A 16,554-nucleotide genomic window follows, 5' to 3' on the forward strand; every position below is an offset into this window, starting at 1 on the left:
TCAGCAAATCCTTAGCTCTTTCCTGTCGAGCCGTAGCCGCCTGCACCACGCTCGGTGGCAGCAGCGAATTCGTTCACCACGTTGAACTGCGCCTGCACCACCGGCACGATGACCAGTTGCGCGATGCGCTCCATCGGCTCGATGGTGAAGGCAACGTCGCTGCGGTTCCAGGCGCTCACCATCAGCTGGCCCTGGTAGTCACTGTCGATCAGGCCGACCAGATTACCCAACACGATGCCATGCTTGTGGCCCAAGCCCGAGCGCGGCAGGATCAGCGCCGCGTAGCCGGGATCATTCAAGTGAATCGCCATGCCGGTGGGCACGAGTTGCCAGGCATTGGGCTGCAGCGTGAGCGACTCGCTCAGGCAGGCGCGCAGGTCAAGGCCGGCGCTGCCGGGCGTGGCGTAGGCGGGAAGTTGATCCGCCAGGCGTGGATCGAGGATCTTGACGTCGAGTTTCATGAAGTCTTTGAGAAGGAAAATTTTGTCTCAGGCTGCGTGGCCCAGCCGACGGGCAATCTCGGCCACCAGCTGGCGCGCCAGCGTCAGCTTGTCGGCACGCGGCAGCTCCACCGCCCGGTGTTCGTCCACCAGCAGCAGCGCGTTGTCGTCCTGGCCAAACGTAGCCGGACCGATGTTGCCCACCAGCAGCGGCACGCCCTTGCGCGCACGCTTGACCTGTGCGTTGGCCAGCAAGTCGTGGCTCTCGGCGGCAAAACCGACGCAGTAAAGCGCCCCGCCGCGGGCGCGCTCGCTCTGCGCCACGCCGGCCAGGATGTCGGGGTTCTCGACGAAAGCCAGGGCGGGCGCCTGGCCGGTGCCATCCTTCTTGATCTTCTGCTCGGCCGCACTGGCCGGGCGCCAGTCTGCCACCGCCGCAGTCGCTATAAAAATAGTAGCATCTGGCGCTTGCTCCATGACGGCTTGATGCATATTTTGTGCAGATTTCACATCGATGCGGCGCACGCCACGCGGCGTGGCCAGATGCACCGGCCCGGCCACCAGCGTGACCTCAGCACCAGCCTCGTGCGCCGCACGCGCAATGGCAAAACCCATCTTGCCGCTGGACAGGTTGGTGATGCCGCGCACCGGGTCGATCGCCTCGTAAGTCGGGCCGGCTGTCACCAGCACGCGCTGGCCGAGCAAGGACTTGGGCTGAAAGAAGGCCACCACCTCTGCCAGCAACTCGTCCGGCTCCAGCATGCGGCCGTCGCCCACCTCGCCACAGGCCTGCTCGCCGCTGCCGACGTCGAAGACATGGGCGCCGTCGGCCTTGAGCTGCGCCACATTGCGCTGGGTGGCCGGATGGGCCCACATCTCGCGGTTCATGGCTGGCGCGATCAGCAGCGGCACTTCGGCGATGGGCCGCGCCAGGCACATCAGGCTCAGCAGCTCGTCAGCCCGGCCATGCAGCAGCTTGGCCATGAAGTCGGCACTGCAGGGCGCGATCAGGATGGCATCGGCCTCGCGGCTGAGGTTGATGTGCGCCATGTTGTTGGCTTCGCGCGCATCCCACTGTGAGCCATAGACCGACCGGTTCGAGAGCGCCTGCATCGTCACCGGCGTGATGAACTGGCCGGCGGCCTCGGTCATCACCACCTGCACCGTAGCGCCTTCCTTGACCAGGGCGCGGCACAGCTCGGCCGCCTTGTAGCAGGCAATGCCGCCCGTGAGCCCCAGGACGATGTGTTTTCCAGCAAGGTCGTTCATGGTCGGCAATGTATCAGACGTGGCAAAAGGTGCAGGGCTGGCGAGAGAGACCGGATGAGGTGTCGGGAACGGTATGCCAGACTCCCGCAGCCAAGGCCGAAACGCCTTTGCAAGGTTCACAACGCCGCAGATCTCCGGCATCGCCAGCCCGAAGCCTATAATCTCGCTTTACCACCTCCCTGAGCGTACTAGCTCCCCTGACATGACCAAATTTGTCTTCGTCACCGGCGGTGTGGTGTCCTCCCTTGGCAAGGGAATCGCCTCAGCCTCCCTCGCTGCGATTCTGGAATCGCGGGGCCTCAAAGTCACTCTGATCAAGCTCGATCCCTATCTCAACGTCGATCCGGGCACCATGTCGCCCTTCCAGCACGGTGAGGTGTTCGTCACCGACGACGGCGCTGAAACCGACCTCGACCTCGGCCACTACGAGCGTTTCATCGAAACGCGCATGAAAAAGGCCAACAACTTCACCACCGGCCAGATCTACAAGAGCGTGCTGGAGAAGGAGCGTCGCGGTGACTACCTCGGCAAGACGGTGCAGGTCATCCCGCACGTCACCAACGAGATCCAGGAATACGTCAAGCGCGGCGCGGGTTACGAAACGCCGGACGCGGTCGACGTTGCCATCGTCGAGATCGGTGGCACCGTGGGCGACATCGAGTCCTTGCCTTTCCTGGAAGCGGTGCGCCAGCTCAGCCTGCGCCTGGGGCCGAACAACACCGCCTTTGTGCACCTGACCTACGTGCCCTGGATCGCGGCTGCCGGCGAGCTCAAGACCAAGCCGACCCAGCACACGGTGCAGAAGCTGCGCGAGATCGGCATCCAGCCCGACGCCCTGCTGTGCCGCGCCGACCGTCCGATCCCCGACGACGAGCGCGAGAAGATCAGCCTCTTTACCAACGTGGCGCAATGGGGGGTGATCTCCATGCCCGACGTCGACACCATCTACAAGGTGCCGCGCGTGCTGCACGAGCAGGGCCTGGACGGCCTGATCTGCGACAAGCTGCGCCTGAACACCCAACCGGCCAACCTCAAGCGCTGGGACGACCTGGTCTATGAGACCGAGAATCCGCGCGGCGAAGTCACCATTGCCATGGTCGGCAAGTATGTGGAGCTGACTGACAGCTACAAATCGGTCAACGAGGCGCTGCGCCACGCCGGCATGAAGAACCACGTGCGCGTCAAGATCGAACACGTCGACTCGGAAACCATCACCGACGACACCGTCTCGCGCCTGGCCAAGTTCGATGCCATCCTGGTGCCGGGCGGCTTCGGCAAGCGCGGCGTTGAAGGCAAGATCAACACCGCCCGCTTTGCCCGTGAGCACAAGCTGCCCTACCTGGGAATCTGCCTGGGCATGCAGGTCGCCACCATCGAATTTGCTCGCCATGTGGCCGGCCTCAAAGGCGCCAACAGCACCGAATTCGAGCCGACCACCCCCAACCCGGTGATCGCCCTGATCACCGAGTGGAAGGACGCCGACGGCACCATCAAGACACGTGACGCCAACTCCGACCTCGGCGGCACCATGCGCCTGGGTGCGCAAAGCTCCGATGTGGCCAAGGGTACGCTGGCGCATCAGATCTACGGCGACGTGGTGACCGAACGCCACCGCCACCGCTATGAGGCCAACGTCAACTACCTCGACACGCTGCGCAAGGCCGGCTTGGTGATCTCGGCGCTGACCCAGCGCGAGCACCTGACGGAAATCGTTGAACTGCCGCAAAACGCCCATCCCTGGTTCGTCGGCGTGCAATTCCACCCGGAATTCAAGTCCACGCCGTGGGACGGCCATCCGCTGTTCAACGCCTTCATCAAGGCAGCGCTGGAACACCAGGCTGCCGGCAAGAAGAACCTGAAGGCCGTGGCCTGAGAAAGCAAGCATGAAACTCTGCGGTTTCGATGTCGGTCTCGACAAGCGTTTTTTCCTGATCGCCGGCCCCTGCGTGATCGAGTCCGAACAGCTGCAGATGGACGTGGCCGGCCAGTTGAAGGAGATCACAGCCTCGCTGGGCATCCCCTTCATCTTCAAGAGCAGCTACGACAAGGCCAACCGGTCATCGGGCACCAGCTTCCGTGGCCCTGGCATGGAAAAGGGCCTGGAGATCCTGGCCAAGGTCAAGCGTGAACTCGGCGTGCCGGTGCTGACCGATGTGCACACCGAAGCCGACATCCCGGCCGTGGCCGCCGTGGTGGACGTACTGCAGACGCCGGCCTTTCTGTGCCGCCAGACCGACTTCATCCACGCCGTGGCGCAAAGCGGCAAGCCGGTCAACATCAAGAAGGGCCAGTTCCTCGCCCCCGGCGACATGAAAAACGTCATCGACAAGGCCCGTGCCGCCGCGCGCGAAAAAGGTCTGGTGGAAGACAACTTCATGGCCTGCGAACGCGGCGTGAGCTTTGGCTACAACAACCTGGTGAGCGACATGCGCTCGCTGGCCATCATGCGTGAGACCGCAGCCCCGGTGGTGTTCGATGCCACCCACTCGGTGCAGTTGCCCGGCGGCCAGGGCACCAGCAGTGGCGGCCAGCGTGAGTTCGTGCCGGTGCTGGCACGTGCCGCCGTGGCCGTGGGGGTGTCAGGCCTGTTCATGGAAACCCACCCGGACCCGGCCTGCGCCCTCTCCGACGGCCCCAACGCCGTGCCGCTCAAGCACATGAAGACGCTGCTGGAAACGCTGGTGGCACTGGACCAGGTCACCAAGAAAAACGGTTTCCTCGAAAACAGCTTCAACTGAAACACACACGAAGAACAAGAACCCAACATGACCGCTGCCTACATCATCGTCGACATGAAAGTCTCTGACCCGGAACAGTACAAGCAGTACATGGCCGAGGCGCCCGCCGCGGTCAAGGCCTTCGGTGGCGAATACCTGGTCCGCGGCGGCCGCTTCGAAGTCATGGAAGGCAACTGGCAACCGGCACGCATCGCCATGTTGCGCTTTCCCGGCTTCGATCAGGCCAAGGCCTTCTACGATGACCAGATGTACCGCCAGGCCCGTGCCAAACGCGCCGGCGCCACCGAGTTTTTCAACATGATTCTGGTGGAGGGCGTTGCCGCCCCCATCGTCTGAATACAACAATCGAAACCGAAAGGAAACCATGAGCGCTATCGTTGATATCGTTGGCCGCGAAGTCCTGGACTCGCGCGGCAACCCCACCGTTGAATGTGACGTGTTGCTGGAGTCCGGCACCATGGGTCGTGCGGCCGTGCCGTCCGGCGCCTCCACCGGCTCGCGCGAAGCGATCGAGCTGCGCGACGGCGACAAGAGCCGTTACCTGGGCAAGGGCGTGCTCAAGGCCGTGGAACACATCAACACCGAAATTTCCGAAGCCGTCCTGGGCCTGGATGCCTCCGAACAGGCTTTCCTGGACAAGACCCTGATCGACCTCGACGGCACCGACAACAAGTCGCGCCTGGGCGCCAACGCCATGCTGGCCGTCTCCATGGCCGTGGCCCGCGCTGCCGCTGAGGAAGCCGGCCTGCCGCTGTACCGCTACTTCGGCGGCATGGGCGGCATGCAGATGCCGGTGCCGATGATGAACGTCATCAACGGCGGCGCGCACGCCAACAACAACCTCGACCTGCAGGAGTTCATGATCCTGCCGGTGGGCGCCCCCAACTTCCGCGAAGCCCTGCGTTATGGCGCCGAAGTGTTCCACGCCCTGAAGAAGATCATCCACGACAAGGGCATGAGCACCGCCGTCGGCGACGAAGGCGGCTTTGCCCCCAGCGTGGCCAGCCACGAAGCCGCCATCCAGCTGATCCTGGAAGCCATCGACAAGGCCGGCTACACCGCCGGCGAGCAGATCGCCCTGGGCCTGGACTGCGCCGCCAGCGAGTTCTACAAGGACGGCAAGTACCACCTGGAAGGCGAAGGCCTGGTGCTCAGCGCCACCGAGTGGACCGACATCCTGGCCACCTGGTGCGACAAGTACCCCATCATCAGCATCGAAGACGGCATGCACGAAGGCGACTGGGAAGGCTGGAAGATCCTGACCGAGCGCTTGGGGCAAAAGGTGCAGCTGGTGGGCGACGACCTGTTCGTCACCAACACCAAGATCCTCAAGGAAGGCATCGACAAGGGCATCGCCAACTCCATCCTGATCAAGATCAACCAGATCGGCACCCTGACCGAAACCTTCGCCGCCATCGAGATGGCCAAGCGCGCCGGCTACACCGCCGTTATCAGCCACCGCTCCGGCGAGACCGAGGACAGCACCATTGCCGACATCGCCGTGGGCACCAATGCCGGCCAGATCAAGACCGGCTCCATGAGCCGTTCCGACCGCATGGCCAAGTACAACCAGCTGCTGCGCATCGAGGAAGACCTGGGCGAGATCGCGACCTACCCCGGCCGCGCTGCGTTTTATAACCTCCGTTAACCCACCCCATGGGTTCACGCCTCGTCCCGGCCATTCTGATCACCCTGCTCGTGGTTCTGCACGCGCAGTTGTGGTTTGGCCGGGGCAGCGTGCCCAACGTGGCGCGCATGGCCGGCGAACTTGAAGCGCAAAAGCAGAAGAACGCGCAGGCCCAACTGGCCAACGACCGCTTGGCCGCCGAAGTGCGTGACCTCAAGGAAGGCCTGGAGATGGTGGAAGAAAAAGCCAGGCTGGAGCTGGGCATGGTCAAGCCCAACGAAATCTACGTGCACATCGGCAAGTAAGCCTGGTCCTGTTGTGGGCATGCGCATCGCCATTCTCGGCGTCCCCGGCAGCGGCAAGACCTGCCTGGTGCAGGAACTCCGCCTTCACCTGCCTCACCTCCAAGTCAGCGACAACCCGTTGCCCGCCGAGCTGGCCACTGGGCATTTCGACCTGATCCTGCTCACCGGACTCGACTTGCCTGGTTGCAACTCGGACATGCAGCGACATGCTGACACCGAACTGCGCGCCAGCCTGCAACAGGCCGGGCTGACCTATGGTGTCGTCTACGGACAGGGGGCACAACGCCTGCACCAGGCACAACGTCTGATTGCCCCCGAGGACGGTCCACCGCCCCGCTGGACCGGCGTCTGCGAGAAATGCGCCGACCCGGACTGCGAATACCGGCTGTTTACTGCACTGAAGCGCTTGAGGGCGGCTGAGCACCCGTTGTCGTGAACAACTGCGCCGTATCAATGGCGTCGAAGCGGTAATGCGCACCGCAGAACTCGCAGTCGACCATGATCGCGCCGCGTTCGGCCACGATCTCCTTGGCTTCCACCTCGCCCAGTCCCTGAATCATGCGTGCCACGCGGTCGCGATTGCAGGTGCAGGCAAAACGCGGCGCGGTTTCACCCACAAACGGTTCGAAGCGTTGCAGCTTTTCTTCCCAGAACAGGCGGCGCAGAATGGTTTCGACATCCAGCGTCAGCAGTTCCTCGCGCTTGAGGCTGGCGGCCAGCGTCGCGATGCGGTTGTAATGCTCATACATTTCCGCCTCGTACAATTCAGCCTCGCCCGGCTGCTGGCCAGCGAGGTTGGCCATGCCCTTCACCGGCAGACGCTGGATCAGGAGGCCCGCCGCCACCTTGTCGTCAGCCGCCAGCACCAGCGTGGTCTCCAACTGCTCACTCTGGCGCATGTAGTGCTGCAGCGCATCGCTGAGCTTGTTCATTTTCTGGTCACGCTCGTCCGTCAAGGGCACCACACCCTGGTAGGGCTGCTGCCCCGGCAGACGGTCCTTCGGATCCAGCGTGATGGCACAGCGGCCCTGTCCGTGCACATTGAGCATCGCACTCAGCCCCGCATCGGCCGGCACCTCGCCCTTGAGGGTGGCGGTGGCACGCAGGCTCAGGTCTGACTGGATTTCCGCCACCGCCAGCTTGACCGGCCCGTCGCCAAAGACCTGCAGGATCAGCGAGCCGTGGAACTTGATGTTGGACTGCATCAGCGCGCCGGCCGCAACCATCTCACCCAGCAGGTTCTGCACGGGCTGCGGATAGGCCCCGGTACTGCTGCCCGCGCGCCGGCGCAGGATTTCGGTCCAGGCATCGGTCAGGCGCACGATCATGCCGCGCACCGGCAGACCTTCGAAAAGAAATTTGTGAAGTTCAGACACGTTGTAGGTTTCTTTATGGGCGGTTGACCCGCTTCAGCCGATTTTCTTCAGTCCCTTGCGGTATTGCCGGGCGTTCTCGACATAGTGCGCGGCAATGTGCTGCAGACCGGCAATCTGCTCCGGTGAGAGCTGCTTGACGGCCTTGGCCGGGCTGCCCAGGATCATCGATCCATCGGGGAACTCCTTGCCCTCGGTCACCAGCGCACCGGCACCCACCAGGCAGTTCTTGCCGATCTTGGCGTGGTTCAGCACCACGGCACCAATGCCGATCAGCGAGCCATCGCCCACCGTGCAGCCGTGCAGCATGACCTGATGGCCGACCGACACGTTCTCACCCAGCGTCAGCGGCACACCGGCATCGGCATGCAGCACGCTGGCATCCTGGATATTGGAGCCACGGCCGATATGGATCTTCTCGGAGTCGCCGCGGATCACGGTGCCGAACCAGACGCTGACGTTTTCTTCCAGCGTGACCTTGCCGATCACCTGCGCACTGTCGGCGACCCAAGTGCCTTCGGCCAGCTTGGGCGCCTGGCCATCCAGTTCATAAATTGCCATTTGAGATTCCGTTTGTCAGTTTGAGGGGAATTGTAAGGACGAGGGCTTAACCCTGTGCCAGGGCGGCCAGTTCGGCATCGTTAAAACCGGCGGCACGGCGGGCCGCCAGATTGAAGGGCCCTTTGAGCTTCGGCGCTTCATATTTCAGCGTCAATTCGGCATAGGTCCTGACCGGATCGATTCCACGCTGCGCGCACAACCAGCCGTACCAGCAGTTGCCGATGGCCACATGCCCGATTTCGTCGCGCAGGATGATGTCCAGAATCTCCCCGGCCCGATGGTCGCCGATCGACACCAGCTTGGTCTTCACGGCCGGCGAGGCGTCCAGCCCGCGCGCTTCCAGCGTGCGCGGCACCAGCGCCACCCGCGCCACCCGCGCCAGGATGTCGCCCTTCGTGCGTTCGGCCATGGACCACAGACCATCGTGCGCCGGGAAATCGCCGTAATCGAAACCCAGCGTCAGCAGATGGTCGTGCAAGAGCGTGAAGTGATACGCCTCCTCGAATGCCACCTGCAGCCAGTCGCGGTAGAAGGCCTCCGGCATGCCGGCAAAGCGCCAGCAGATGTCGAGCGCCAAGTCGATCGCATTCTTCTCGATGTGCACGATGGAATGCACCAGCGCCGCATGGCCACGCGGTGTGGCAAGTGACCCCGTCTTGATGCTGGTGTGCGGCACCAGCGGCGGCCGCTCGCCACGGCCTGGGATGCCATCGATTGGCGCGATCTGTTCTTCGGTATCGATCGGGGCGTTGCGGTCCAGCGCCGTGACTGCGCGCGCCTTTTCCACCGGGCCAGGGATGGCGAGCAGTTGTTGGCATTGGCGGCGGAGATTCATGGGGGTGAATTATCCCGGATGCTTATCTGCCAGGGTATGACTTCGCAAGGACGCGCCACGGCACGTCCTTGTGGTTTTCGGTCTCCGGTATCCCCCGCCGTCATGAGGAGGCGAGTAGCGCAGGGGCAAGCGGAAATAGAGGCGCAGATGTTTGAGCGCAGCGAGTTTCTGCGCCTCCCGCTTGACCCGAGCAACGCAGCGTGCCCGTAGCGCTAGCGAAGGGTCGACGAATCCGGCTCGCCTTTCTTTGGCGAAGCAAAAAAGGTGACTCGCCCGCCGGGGCGAGACCCGGCACGCTTGCCCAGCAAGGGCATCACGCAAAAAGCAAACTATCCCCGCGGATGGTGCTGAGCGTGAAGCGCCTTCAACCTCTCCCGCGCCACATGCGTATAGATGGTGGTCGTCGAAATATCCGCATGTCCCAGCAGCATCTGCACCGCCCTTAAATCTGCCCCATGATTCAGCAGATGGGTGGCAAAGGCATGGCGCAAGGTATGCGGTGACAGCGGCGCCGTGATGCCGGCTGCCACAGCGTACTTCCTGACGATCATCCAGAACATCACCCGCGACATGGCCTCACCGGCGCGCGTGCCGCGGAAGGTGACGAACAGGTCATCGGTCTGCTTCTCCCCCAGCAGCGCCGGTCGCGCCTCCTGCAGGTAGCGCTGCAGCCACTGCCCGGCCACCTCGCCGAAGGGCACCAGTCGCTCCTTGTTGCCCTTGCCGAACACGCGCAGAACGTGTTCGCTCAGGCTGACATTGAAGGTCTTGAGGGTCACCAGTTCGCTCACGCGCAGGCCACTGGCGTACATCAACTCGAGCATGGTGCGGTCGCGCACCGCCAGCGGCGTGTCCTCACCCGGCGCGGCCAGCAGGGCTTCCACTTGCGCTTCGCTCAGGGTCTTGGGGACGCGCAGCGGCTGCTTGGCGGCCTGCAAACGCAGGGTCGGATCGGCCTGGATCAGGCGTTCGCGCAAGGCCCAGCGGAAGTAGCGCTTGAAGACGGTGAGGCGGCGGTTGGCCGTGGTGGCCCTGCTGCTGGCGTGCTTGGCCGCAAAGTAGGTATTAAGGTCGGTCTCTTCGGTCGCCAAAAGAGAACGCCCGCGGCCTTCCAGCCAGCGGGCGTAGAGTTCGAGGTCGCGCCGGTAGGCTGCCAGCGTGTTGCGTGACAGGCCTTCTTCCAGCCACAGGGCATCGATGAAGGCATCAATGCCCTGCATGGGCACTCAGTCGAGCTTGAGCTTGGCAGTCTCGACCACCTTCTTGTACACCGTGTATTCGGCCTTGATCTGGTCGGCGAACTGCTGCGGCGTGTTGGCCACGATGATGGAGCCGGTGTCTTCGATGCGCTTGCGCACGGCCGGGTCTTCAAGCGCCTTGCGGGTGGCGGCATTGATCTTGTCCACGATGTCCTTGGGCATGCCTTTGGGACCGTAGATGCCGTAATAGGCCATGCGGTTCACCGGCTCCAAGCCGACTTCCTTGAAGGTCGGGACATTCGGCAACTGCGACAGACGCTGCGGCGCGGCAATCACGATCGGCACCAGACGGCCACTCTGGATGAACGGCAGGGTCGAAGGCAGGTTGTCGAAGATGATCGGCACTTGGCCTGCCACCGTGTCATTGATGGCAGGGCCGGCACCACGGTAGGGGATGTGCGTGATGAAAGTGCCGGTCTGGCTCTTGTACAGCTCGGTCTGCAAGTGGCCGATGCCTCCGGTGCCGGAAGTGGCATACGAGTACTTGCCCGGCGACTTCTTCAGTTCGGCGATGAAGCCTTTGTAGTCCTTGGCCGGGAAACTCGGGTGCACGGCGATCACGTTCGGCGTGGCTGCCACGTTGATGATGGGCGTGAAGTCGGTCAGCGGGTTGTACTGGATCTTCGGGTTGATGGCCGGGTTGGCTGCCGTGGTCGAGACCGTGGCCATGCCCAGCGAATAGCCGTCCGGTACGGCCTTGGACGTTTCAGTGGCACCGATCACGCCGCCGCCACCGGCCTTGTTTTCCACCACCACGGGCTGGCCCAGGGCCTTGCCCAGCGGGTCAGCAATGGTGCGCGCAATGATGTCGGTCGTGCCGCCCGGTGCGAATGGAACTTGCAGCTTGATCACCTTGTTGGGATAACCCTGGGCCAGGGCAGAGCCGGCTGCGGCCAGCAGGCCGAGAGCAAATATCACGCGACGTTGCATAGTGGATTTCTCCTAGAGTGACGGAACAGGGCTATTCTATTGCCCCAGCATGCCCTTCTTGAGCCGGGTGTCCACCGGGTTGTCACCCACGAAGATCTCCAGCAAGGCCTTGTAGAAATCGGCACCGCCGATGGCGCTGCCCTTGGCCACATCATTGACAGCCAGCGTCAGTCCCTGCTCAGGCACATAGTCCAGGTTGATGGTGTCGCCCGGCTTGGCCACGCCGATCGATTCGATGGTACGTGTGAACTGCGCCACGCGGTCCTGCATGGCCGTCCATTGGGCCTCGCTCACATTCTTCTGCATGCCATCCACCAGCGCCTTCTTGATGTCCGGTGCACCAATCTCCATCAGCATGCGCATCTGGATGCGCTTCGGACCGGATTGGCTCAATACGTCCTGCGCCGTGCTGGTGCGGTTGCTCAGGTAGAGCCCGGCAACATAGGCCTTGAAGATGAAAATGGCGCGCACGCCCAGGCCGTTGAGCTTGAGCTCCCGGTTGGCCACCCGTACGGCATCATCGAAACGCAAGCCTTCCAGCGAGGCGGCATGAGCGTGCGGCACAACGGCAGCAGCCCACAGGGCGAGGGTAATCAGCAGTTTTCTTTTCATGGCATTTCCATGGGGAGGACACCGTTAGGAGCCAAGCTCCTTCGTCCGAAATTTACATCGTTTTGCCGGCGGCAGCGCGTTCCAGGCTGTTATTCTCGCCACGTGAACTACGCTCAGCTCCTCTTCCCCGATTTCTCCCTCATCCTGTGCGGCTATCTGGTGTGCCGTCACACGGCGCTCAACCGCACTGTGTGGGAGCAGGTCGAAGCCCTGGTCTATTACTTCCTGTTTCCGGTGTTGCTGTTCCACAGCATTGTGCGCAGTCCGCTCGACCTGTCGGCCGCCTCCAGCCTGATCGGGGCCGCGCTCGTCATGGGCGTGATCGCCATTGCCCTGTCCTATGCCCTGCCCTGGCTGCCGTTCATCGGGCGCCACATCGACTCGCGCCAACACGCCGGCAGCGCACAGGTGGCCTTTCGCTTCAACTCCTTCATCGGCCTGGCGCTGGCCGACCGCCTGGCCGGACCGGAAGGCCTGTTGCAGATTGCGGTGCTGATCGGCTTTTGTGTGCCGCTCTTCAATGTCGGCGCCGTCTGGCCGATGGCGCGCCACTCGCAGCGCAGCTTCGGACGCGAGTTGCTGCGCAACCCGCTCATCATCGGCACCGTCTCGGGCCTGCTGGCCAATCTGCTGGGCTTCAAGATCCCGAGCTGGATCGACCCCACCGTCTCGCGCATCGGCGCAGCCTCGCTGGCGCTGGGCCTGATGGCGGCTGGCGCCGGCCTGCATTTTTCCAGTCTGGCAAAGGCCAAGATACTGGCCGTGGGCACACTGGCCATCAAGCATTTCTTCCTGCCGCTGATCGCGTTCGGGCTGTCGCAGGCCTTCGGCCTGACACCTGCGCAGACCACGGTCCTGCTGGCTTTCTCGGCGCTGCCGACCGCCTCGAGCTGCTATGTGCTGGCCGCACGCATGGGCTATGACGGTGCTTACGTTGCCGGACTGGTGACGCTGTCCACCATGCTGGGCATGGCCAGCCTGCCCTTTGCGCTGGGGGTGCTCAGGTAGCAGATCCGCCCCGCCGCCGCTCAGTCCTTGAGCAGCGTGGCGGCGAACTCGTGGATGGCCGGGATATCGGGCTTGAGTGGCGTGAAGGCCATGCCCTCGTGGCGCAGCGTGGCGCGTAGGCCGAAGTCCACCGCCCGCGCCTGCTCCTCGTCCTGAAAGCGGCCAGTGTGCACGTAGGGCTTGTCGGGATCGCGTTCGACCACCACATTGACGTTGTTGAACTGCCGGTACCACTCGACGATCTGCTTGCGCGTTTTTTCCACATCGCAGATGTTGTCGGCATAGTGCTCGTTGTAGTACAGGATCTGCGGCAGCGAGCATTCGGTGATCAGGTACTGCACCTGGCCATCGAGCAGCTCCAGCATGCGGAACTGCTGCTGGGCGATGTGGTACTGGTTCTTCAGCGCCTCGTAGTCCTTCTGCCAGACCAGTGATTTGGCGTAGTCGGGAATCAGCTCGACCGTCTTGTGGTGCAGGTTGAGGTACAGGATGATGGCCGCCGTGAACAGCGACTTGTCGCAACCGGGACCGCCGACGATGTTGATCACCTTGGTCGGGTACAGCCGCATCTTGTTTTCCGGCAGCTGATTCGGCACATAGCTGTAGCGCATCGTCATGATTGGCCCTTGGGTTTGTTATGCCTGTCCTGTTTCCGTCTGCTGCGCCAGCGCCCAGGCCACGTGCTCGCGCACCAGCTCACTGGGATCCGACGCCCGTTGCCGCAGTGCCTCCACTATCGCAGGGTCCCCCGTGACGCGCAAGGCATTGCCCAAGGCAAGCGCGATATTGCGCAGCCAACGTGTGTGGCCGATGCGACGGATCGGGCTGCCTTCCGTGCGCTGCAGGAACTCCGCCTCGCTCCAGGCGAACAGCGCCACCAGGCCGTTGCCGCTCAGGCCTTCGCGCACATCGAAGTCCGGCAAGGGGCTGCGCTGTGCAAACTTGTTCCAGGGGCAGATCAGCTGGCAGTCGTCGCAGCCGTAGATGCGGTTGCCCAGCAGCGGGCGCAATTCCAGCGGGATCGGCCCGGCGTGCTCGATGGTGAGGTAGGAAATGCAGCGCCGCGCATCGAGCCGGTACGGCGCCACGATCGCCTGCGTCGGACAGACATCGACACAGGCTGAACAACTGCCACAGTGGCCGCTGACCGGCTGACTCGCCGGCAGCGCAACATCGACATAGATCTCGCCGAGGAAGAACATCGACCCGGCCTCGCGGCTGAGCACCAGCGTGTGCTTGCCGCGCCAGCCCTGGCCGCTGCGCGCCGCCAGCTCGGCCTCCAGCACCGGCGCCGAATCGGTGAAGACGCGGTGGCCAAACGGACCGATGTGCTCGGCCATGCGGTCCGACAGCTTCTGCAGCCGCGCGCGCAGGACCTTGTGGTAGTCGCGGCCCCGCGCGTAGAGCGAGACCACGCCCTCCTGCGGCCGTTGCAGCCGTTCGAATTCGACCGCCTGCCAGTCCTCGGCCGTGCCGGACGGCAGATAATCCATGCGTGCGGTGATGACACTGACCGTGCCGGGCACCAGCTCGGCCGGACGGGCGCGCCGCAGGCCGTGGGCGGCCATGTAGTCCATCTCGCCATGAAAGCCGCGCGCCAGCCAGGCCTGCAATCCTGCTTCGGCAGCGGACAGGTCGACACCGCTGACGCCGATTTGGGAGAATCCGAGTTCACGGGCCCAGTCCCGGATCAGGGAAACGAATTGAGTGCTGTTGAACGTCACGCGTTGATTGTAGAAAGTCTGGTCTGGCACAGCGAGGCCGACACGGCGCAGTTTGCCACCGCGCTGGCCACCCAGCCGGCGCTGCGCCACGCCTTCATCGAACTGCAGGGCGACCTCGGTGCCGGCAAGACCACGTTCGTGCGCCACCTGTTGCGCGCGCTGGGCGTGCAAGGCCGCATCAAGAGCCCCACCTATGCCGTGGTCGAACCGCACGAGGCACCGGGCCTGGCCATCTGGCATTTCGACTTCTACCGCTTCAGCGACCCGCGCGAATGGGAAGACGCCGGTTTCCGCGACCTCTTCGCCAGCCCCGGCCTCAAGCTCGCCGAGTGGCCGGAGAAGGCCGCCGCCCTGCTGCCACCGGCGGACCTGGTGATCCAGCTCCAGGTGCAGCCCGATGAATCGCGCCGCGCCACCCTCACGGCCCAGACGACCACCGGCGCGGCGCTGCTGCAGGGACTGAAGATGGAGATGAAGACTTGAATCGGCGCGAGCTGCTGCAATCAGGTACGCTGGTGCTGCTGCTGGGCACGGCACAGATCGCGCGCGGCGCCACCATTTTGGCGGTGCGCGTCTGGCCGGCGCCCGACTATTCGCGCGTCACCATCGAATCCGACGGCCACCTCGCCACCAAGCAACTGTTTGTGCCCAGCCCGCCGCGGCTGGCGGTGGACATCGAAGGCATCGAGCTCAACCCGGCGCTGCGCGAGCTGGTGGCCAAGGTCAAGCCCGACGACCCCAACATCGCGGGCATCCGCGTCGGCCAGTTCGCGCCCAATGTGGTGCGTCTGGTGATCGACCTCAAGCTGCCGATCACGCCGCAGGTCTTCGCGCTCGACCCGGTGGCCGCCTACCAGCACCGCCTGGTGCTCGATCTCTACCCCACCCAGGCTGCCGACCCGTTGGCGGCGCTGATTGCCGAACGGCTCAAGGACAAGGAAGCCGCCGCAGCCCCGGCAGCGCCGGCCTCCGCCGCCCGCCCCCACGACCCGCTGGGCGACCTGATCGCACAGCAGACGCGCAAATCCACCGCACCGGCCAGCCCTGCATCCGCTCCTGTTTCAGGAGCATCGGGCGCAGCAACCACGAGGCCTGAAGGCCAAAATCAGCCCCAAACTTCCGGCAATGGCAAGACCGAACGCCTGATCATCGTGGCGCTCGATCCCGGCCACGGCGGCGAGGACCCGGGCGCCATCGGCCCCGGCGGCACGCGCGAGAAGGACGTGGTGCTGCGCCTGGCGCACCGGCTGCGCGAGCGCATCAACGCCACCACCATCAACGGCAACCCGATGCGCGCCTACCTCACGCGCGACGCCGACTTCTTCGTGCCGCTGCACGTGCGCGTCAACAAGGCACGCCAGGTGAAGGCCGACCTTTTCATCAGCCTGCATGCCGACGCCTTCTACACGCCACGGCCGCAGGGCGCCAGTGTCTTTGCGCTGAGCCAGAGCGGCGCCTCCAGCAGTGCGGCGCGCTGGATGGCGGCCAAGGAGAACAAGGCCGATCTGATCGGCGGCCTCAACGTCAAGGCCAAGGACGCGCATGTGCAGCGCATGCTGTTCGACATGAGCACCACGGCGCAGATCAACGACAGCCTCAAGCTCGGCAACACCATGCTCAAGGAGATCGGCCGCGTCGGCAAGCTGCACAAGGCGCAGGTGGAGCAGGCCGGCTTTGCCGTGCTCAAGGCGCCCGACATTCCCAGCGTGCTGGTGGAAGCTGCCTTCATCAGCAACCCGGAAGAAGAGACCAAGCTCAACAGCGACGCCTACCAGGAACAGCTGGCCGATGCGCTGATGCGCAGCATCGAGGGCTACTTCGCCCGCAACCCGCCGCTGGCACGCAGCCGCAGCGTCTAGGCACCGCCCTGCGC

Annotated in this window: 19 protein-coding genes; 9 read left to right on the forward strand and 10 right to left on the reverse strand. The window is 64.0% G+C overall.

The window, feature by feature from the left end; genetic code table 11:
• Positions 1 to 11: 11 nt before the first annotated feature.
• Positions 12 to 461: a dUTP diphosphatase gene (gene dut / locus CDE01S_RS14145; protein WP_066708850.1), complete on the reverse strand. Its 450-nt coding sequence runs from the start codon at positions 459 to 461 to the stop codon at positions 12 to 14.
• 27 nt (positions 462 to 488) lie between these two features.
• A complete protein-coding gene (coaBC, locus tag CDE01S_RS14150; protein ID WP_066708853.1) occupies positions 489 to 1,709 on the reverse strand; it encodes a bifunctional phosphopantothenoylcysteine decarboxylase/phosphopantothenate--cysteine ligase CoaBC in 1,221 nt (406 codons plus the stop codon).
• A gap of 202 nt (positions 1,710 to 1,911) precedes the next feature.
• Here coaBC and pyrG point away from each other — a divergent pair, with 202 nt between their 5' ends.
• Genes pyrG through CDE01S_RS14180 form a run of 6 tightly spaced genes read left to right on the forward strand, consistent with a single transcriptional unit; the run spans position 1,912 to position 6,815 of the window.
• A complete protein-coding gene (gene pyrG, locus CDE01S_RS14155) occupies positions 1,912 to 3,582 on the forward strand; it encodes a CTP synthase (RefSeq protein WP_066708856.1) in 1,671 nt (556 codons plus the stop codon).
• A gap of 10 nt (positions 3,583 to 3,592) precedes the next feature.
• Positions 3,593 to 4,447: a 3-deoxy-8-phosphooctulonate synthase gene (gene kdsA, locus CDE01S_RS14160; protein WP_066708859.1), complete on the forward strand. Its 855-nt coding sequence runs from the start codon at positions 3,593 to 3,595 to the stop codon at positions 4,445 to 4,447.
• 27 nt (positions 4,448 to 4,474) lie between these two features.
• Entirely contained in the window at positions 4,475 to 4,783 is a 309-nt protein-coding gene (locus tag CDE01S_RS14165) for a DUF1330 domain-containing protein (protein WP_066708867.1), read from the forward strand.
• 28 nt (positions 4,784 to 4,811) lie between these two features.
• On the forward strand, positions 4,812 to 6,095 hold the full coding sequence (gene eno / locus CDE01S_RS14170; protein WP_066708870.1) for a phosphopyruvate hydratase: 1,284 nt from the start codon (positions 4,812 to 4,814) through the stop codon (positions 6,093 to 6,095).
• An 8-nt stretch (positions 6,096 to 6,103) separates the two neighbouring features.
• Entirely contained in the window at positions 6,104 to 6,379 is a 276-nt protein-coding gene (locus tag CDE01S_RS14175; RefSeq protein WP_066708873.1) for a septum formation initiator family protein, read from the forward strand.
• Between the two features lie 19 nt (positions 6,380 to 6,398).
• Entirely contained in the window at positions 6,399 to 6,815 is a 417-nt protein-coding gene (locus CDE01S_RS14180) for an adenylate kinase family protein (RefSeq protein WP_066708876.1), read from the forward strand.
• Here CDE01S_RS14180 and hslO read toward each other — a convergent pair.
• From hslO to CDE01S_RS14210, 6 genes are all read right to left on the reverse strand, one after another.
• Entirely contained in the window at positions 6,769 to 7,755 is a 987-nt protein-coding gene (hslO, locus tag CDE01S_RS14185; protein WP_066708878.1) for an Hsp33 family molecular chaperone HslO, read from the reverse strand. The two genes, CDE01S_RS14180 and hslO, sit on opposite strands and share 47 nt — an antisense overlap.
• A 33-nt stretch (positions 7,756 to 7,788) precedes the next feature.
• Positions 7,789 to 8,313 carry a gamma carbonic anhydrase family protein gene (locus CDE01S_RS14190; protein WP_066708881.1) on the reverse strand — a complete coding sequence of 175 codons (525 nt, stop codon included), beginning with the start codon at positions 8,311 to 8,313 and terminating at the stop codon, positions 7,789 to 7,791.
• A gap of 46 nt (positions 8,314 to 8,359) precedes the next feature.
• Positions 8,360 to 9,148 (reverse strand): ferritin-like domain-containing protein, encoded by a 789-nt coding sequence (locus tag CDE01S_RS14195; protein ID WP_066708883.1) that lies wholly within the window; start codon positions 9,146 to 9,148, stop codon positions 8,360 to 8,362.
• Positions 9,149 to 9,477: 329 nt separating this feature from the next.
• A complete protein-coding gene (xerD, locus tag CDE01S_RS14200; protein WP_066708886.1) occupies positions 9,478 to 10,368 on the reverse strand; it encodes a site-specific tyrosine recombinase XerD in 891 nt (296 codons plus the stop codon).
• 6 nt (positions 10,369 to 10,374) lie between these two features.
• Positions 10,375 to 11,337, reverse strand: coding sequence for a tripartite tricarboxylate transporter substrate binding protein BugE (locus CDE01S_RS14205; protein ID WP_066708890.1), 963 nt, complete (start codon positions 11,335 to 11,337; stop codon positions 10,375 to 10,377).
• Positions 11,338 to 11,373: 36 nt separating this feature from the next.
• Positions 11,374 to 11,949: a chalcone isomerase family protein gene (locus CDE01S_RS14210; protein WP_066708893.1), complete on the reverse strand. Its 576-nt coding sequence runs from the start codon at positions 11,947 to 11,949 to the stop codon at positions 11,374 to 11,376.
• Between the two features lie 102 nt (positions 11,950 to 12,051).
• On the opposite strand from CDE01S_RS14210, the gene CDE01S_RS14215 reads away from it, so the two are divergent.
• On the forward strand, positions 12,052 to 12,957 hold the full coding sequence (locus tag CDE01S_RS14215) for an AEC family transporter (RefSeq protein WP_066708895.1): 906 nt from the start codon (positions 12,052 to 12,054) through the stop codon (positions 12,955 to 12,957).
• Positions 12,958 to 12,977: 20 nt separating this feature from the next.
• Here CDE01S_RS14215 and CDE01S_RS14220 read toward each other — a convergent pair whose 3' ends face one another.
• Positions 12,978 to 13,574, reverse strand: a complete 597-nt coding sequence (locus CDE01S_RS14220; RefSeq protein WP_066708898.1) for a hypothetical protein — start codon at positions 13,572 to 13,574, stop codon at positions 12,978 to 12,980.
• Between the two features lie 18 nt (positions 13,575 to 13,592).
• Positions 13,593 to 14,648 (reverse strand): tRNA epoxyqueuosine(34) reductase QueG, encoded by a 1,056-nt coding sequence (gene queG, locus CDE01S_RS14225; protein WP_084382903.1) that lies wholly within the window; start codon positions 14,646 to 14,648, stop codon positions 13,593 to 13,595.
• A gap of 12 nt (positions 14,649 to 14,660) precedes the next feature.
• On the opposite strand from queG, the gene tsaE reads away from it, so the two are divergent.
• Both tsaE and CDE01S_RS14235 read left to right on the forward strand, forming a co-directional pair.
• Positions 14,661 to 15,164, forward strand: a complete 504-nt coding sequence (tsaE, locus tag CDE01S_RS14230) for a tRNA (adenosine(37)-N6)-threonylcarbamoyltransferase complex ATPase subunit type 1 TsaE (RefSeq protein WP_066708904.1) — start codon at positions 14,661 to 14,663, stop codon at positions 15,162 to 15,164.
• Positions 15,161 to 16,540, forward strand: coding sequence for an N-acetylmuramoyl-L-alanine amidase (locus CDE01S_RS14235; RefSeq protein WP_066708908.1), 1,380 nt, complete (start codon positions 15,161 to 15,163; stop codon positions 16,538 to 16,540). Before tsaE ends, CDE01S_RS14235 begins: the two co-directional genes overlap by 4 nt.
• Positions 16,541 to 16,554: the final 14 nt, after the last annotated feature.

The sequence above is a fragment of the Curvibacter delicatus NBRC 14919 genome (assembly GCF_001592265.1).
GTDB lineage: Bacteria > Pseudomonadota > Gammaproteobacteria > Burkholderiales > Burkholderiaceae_C > Hylemonella > Hylemonella delicata.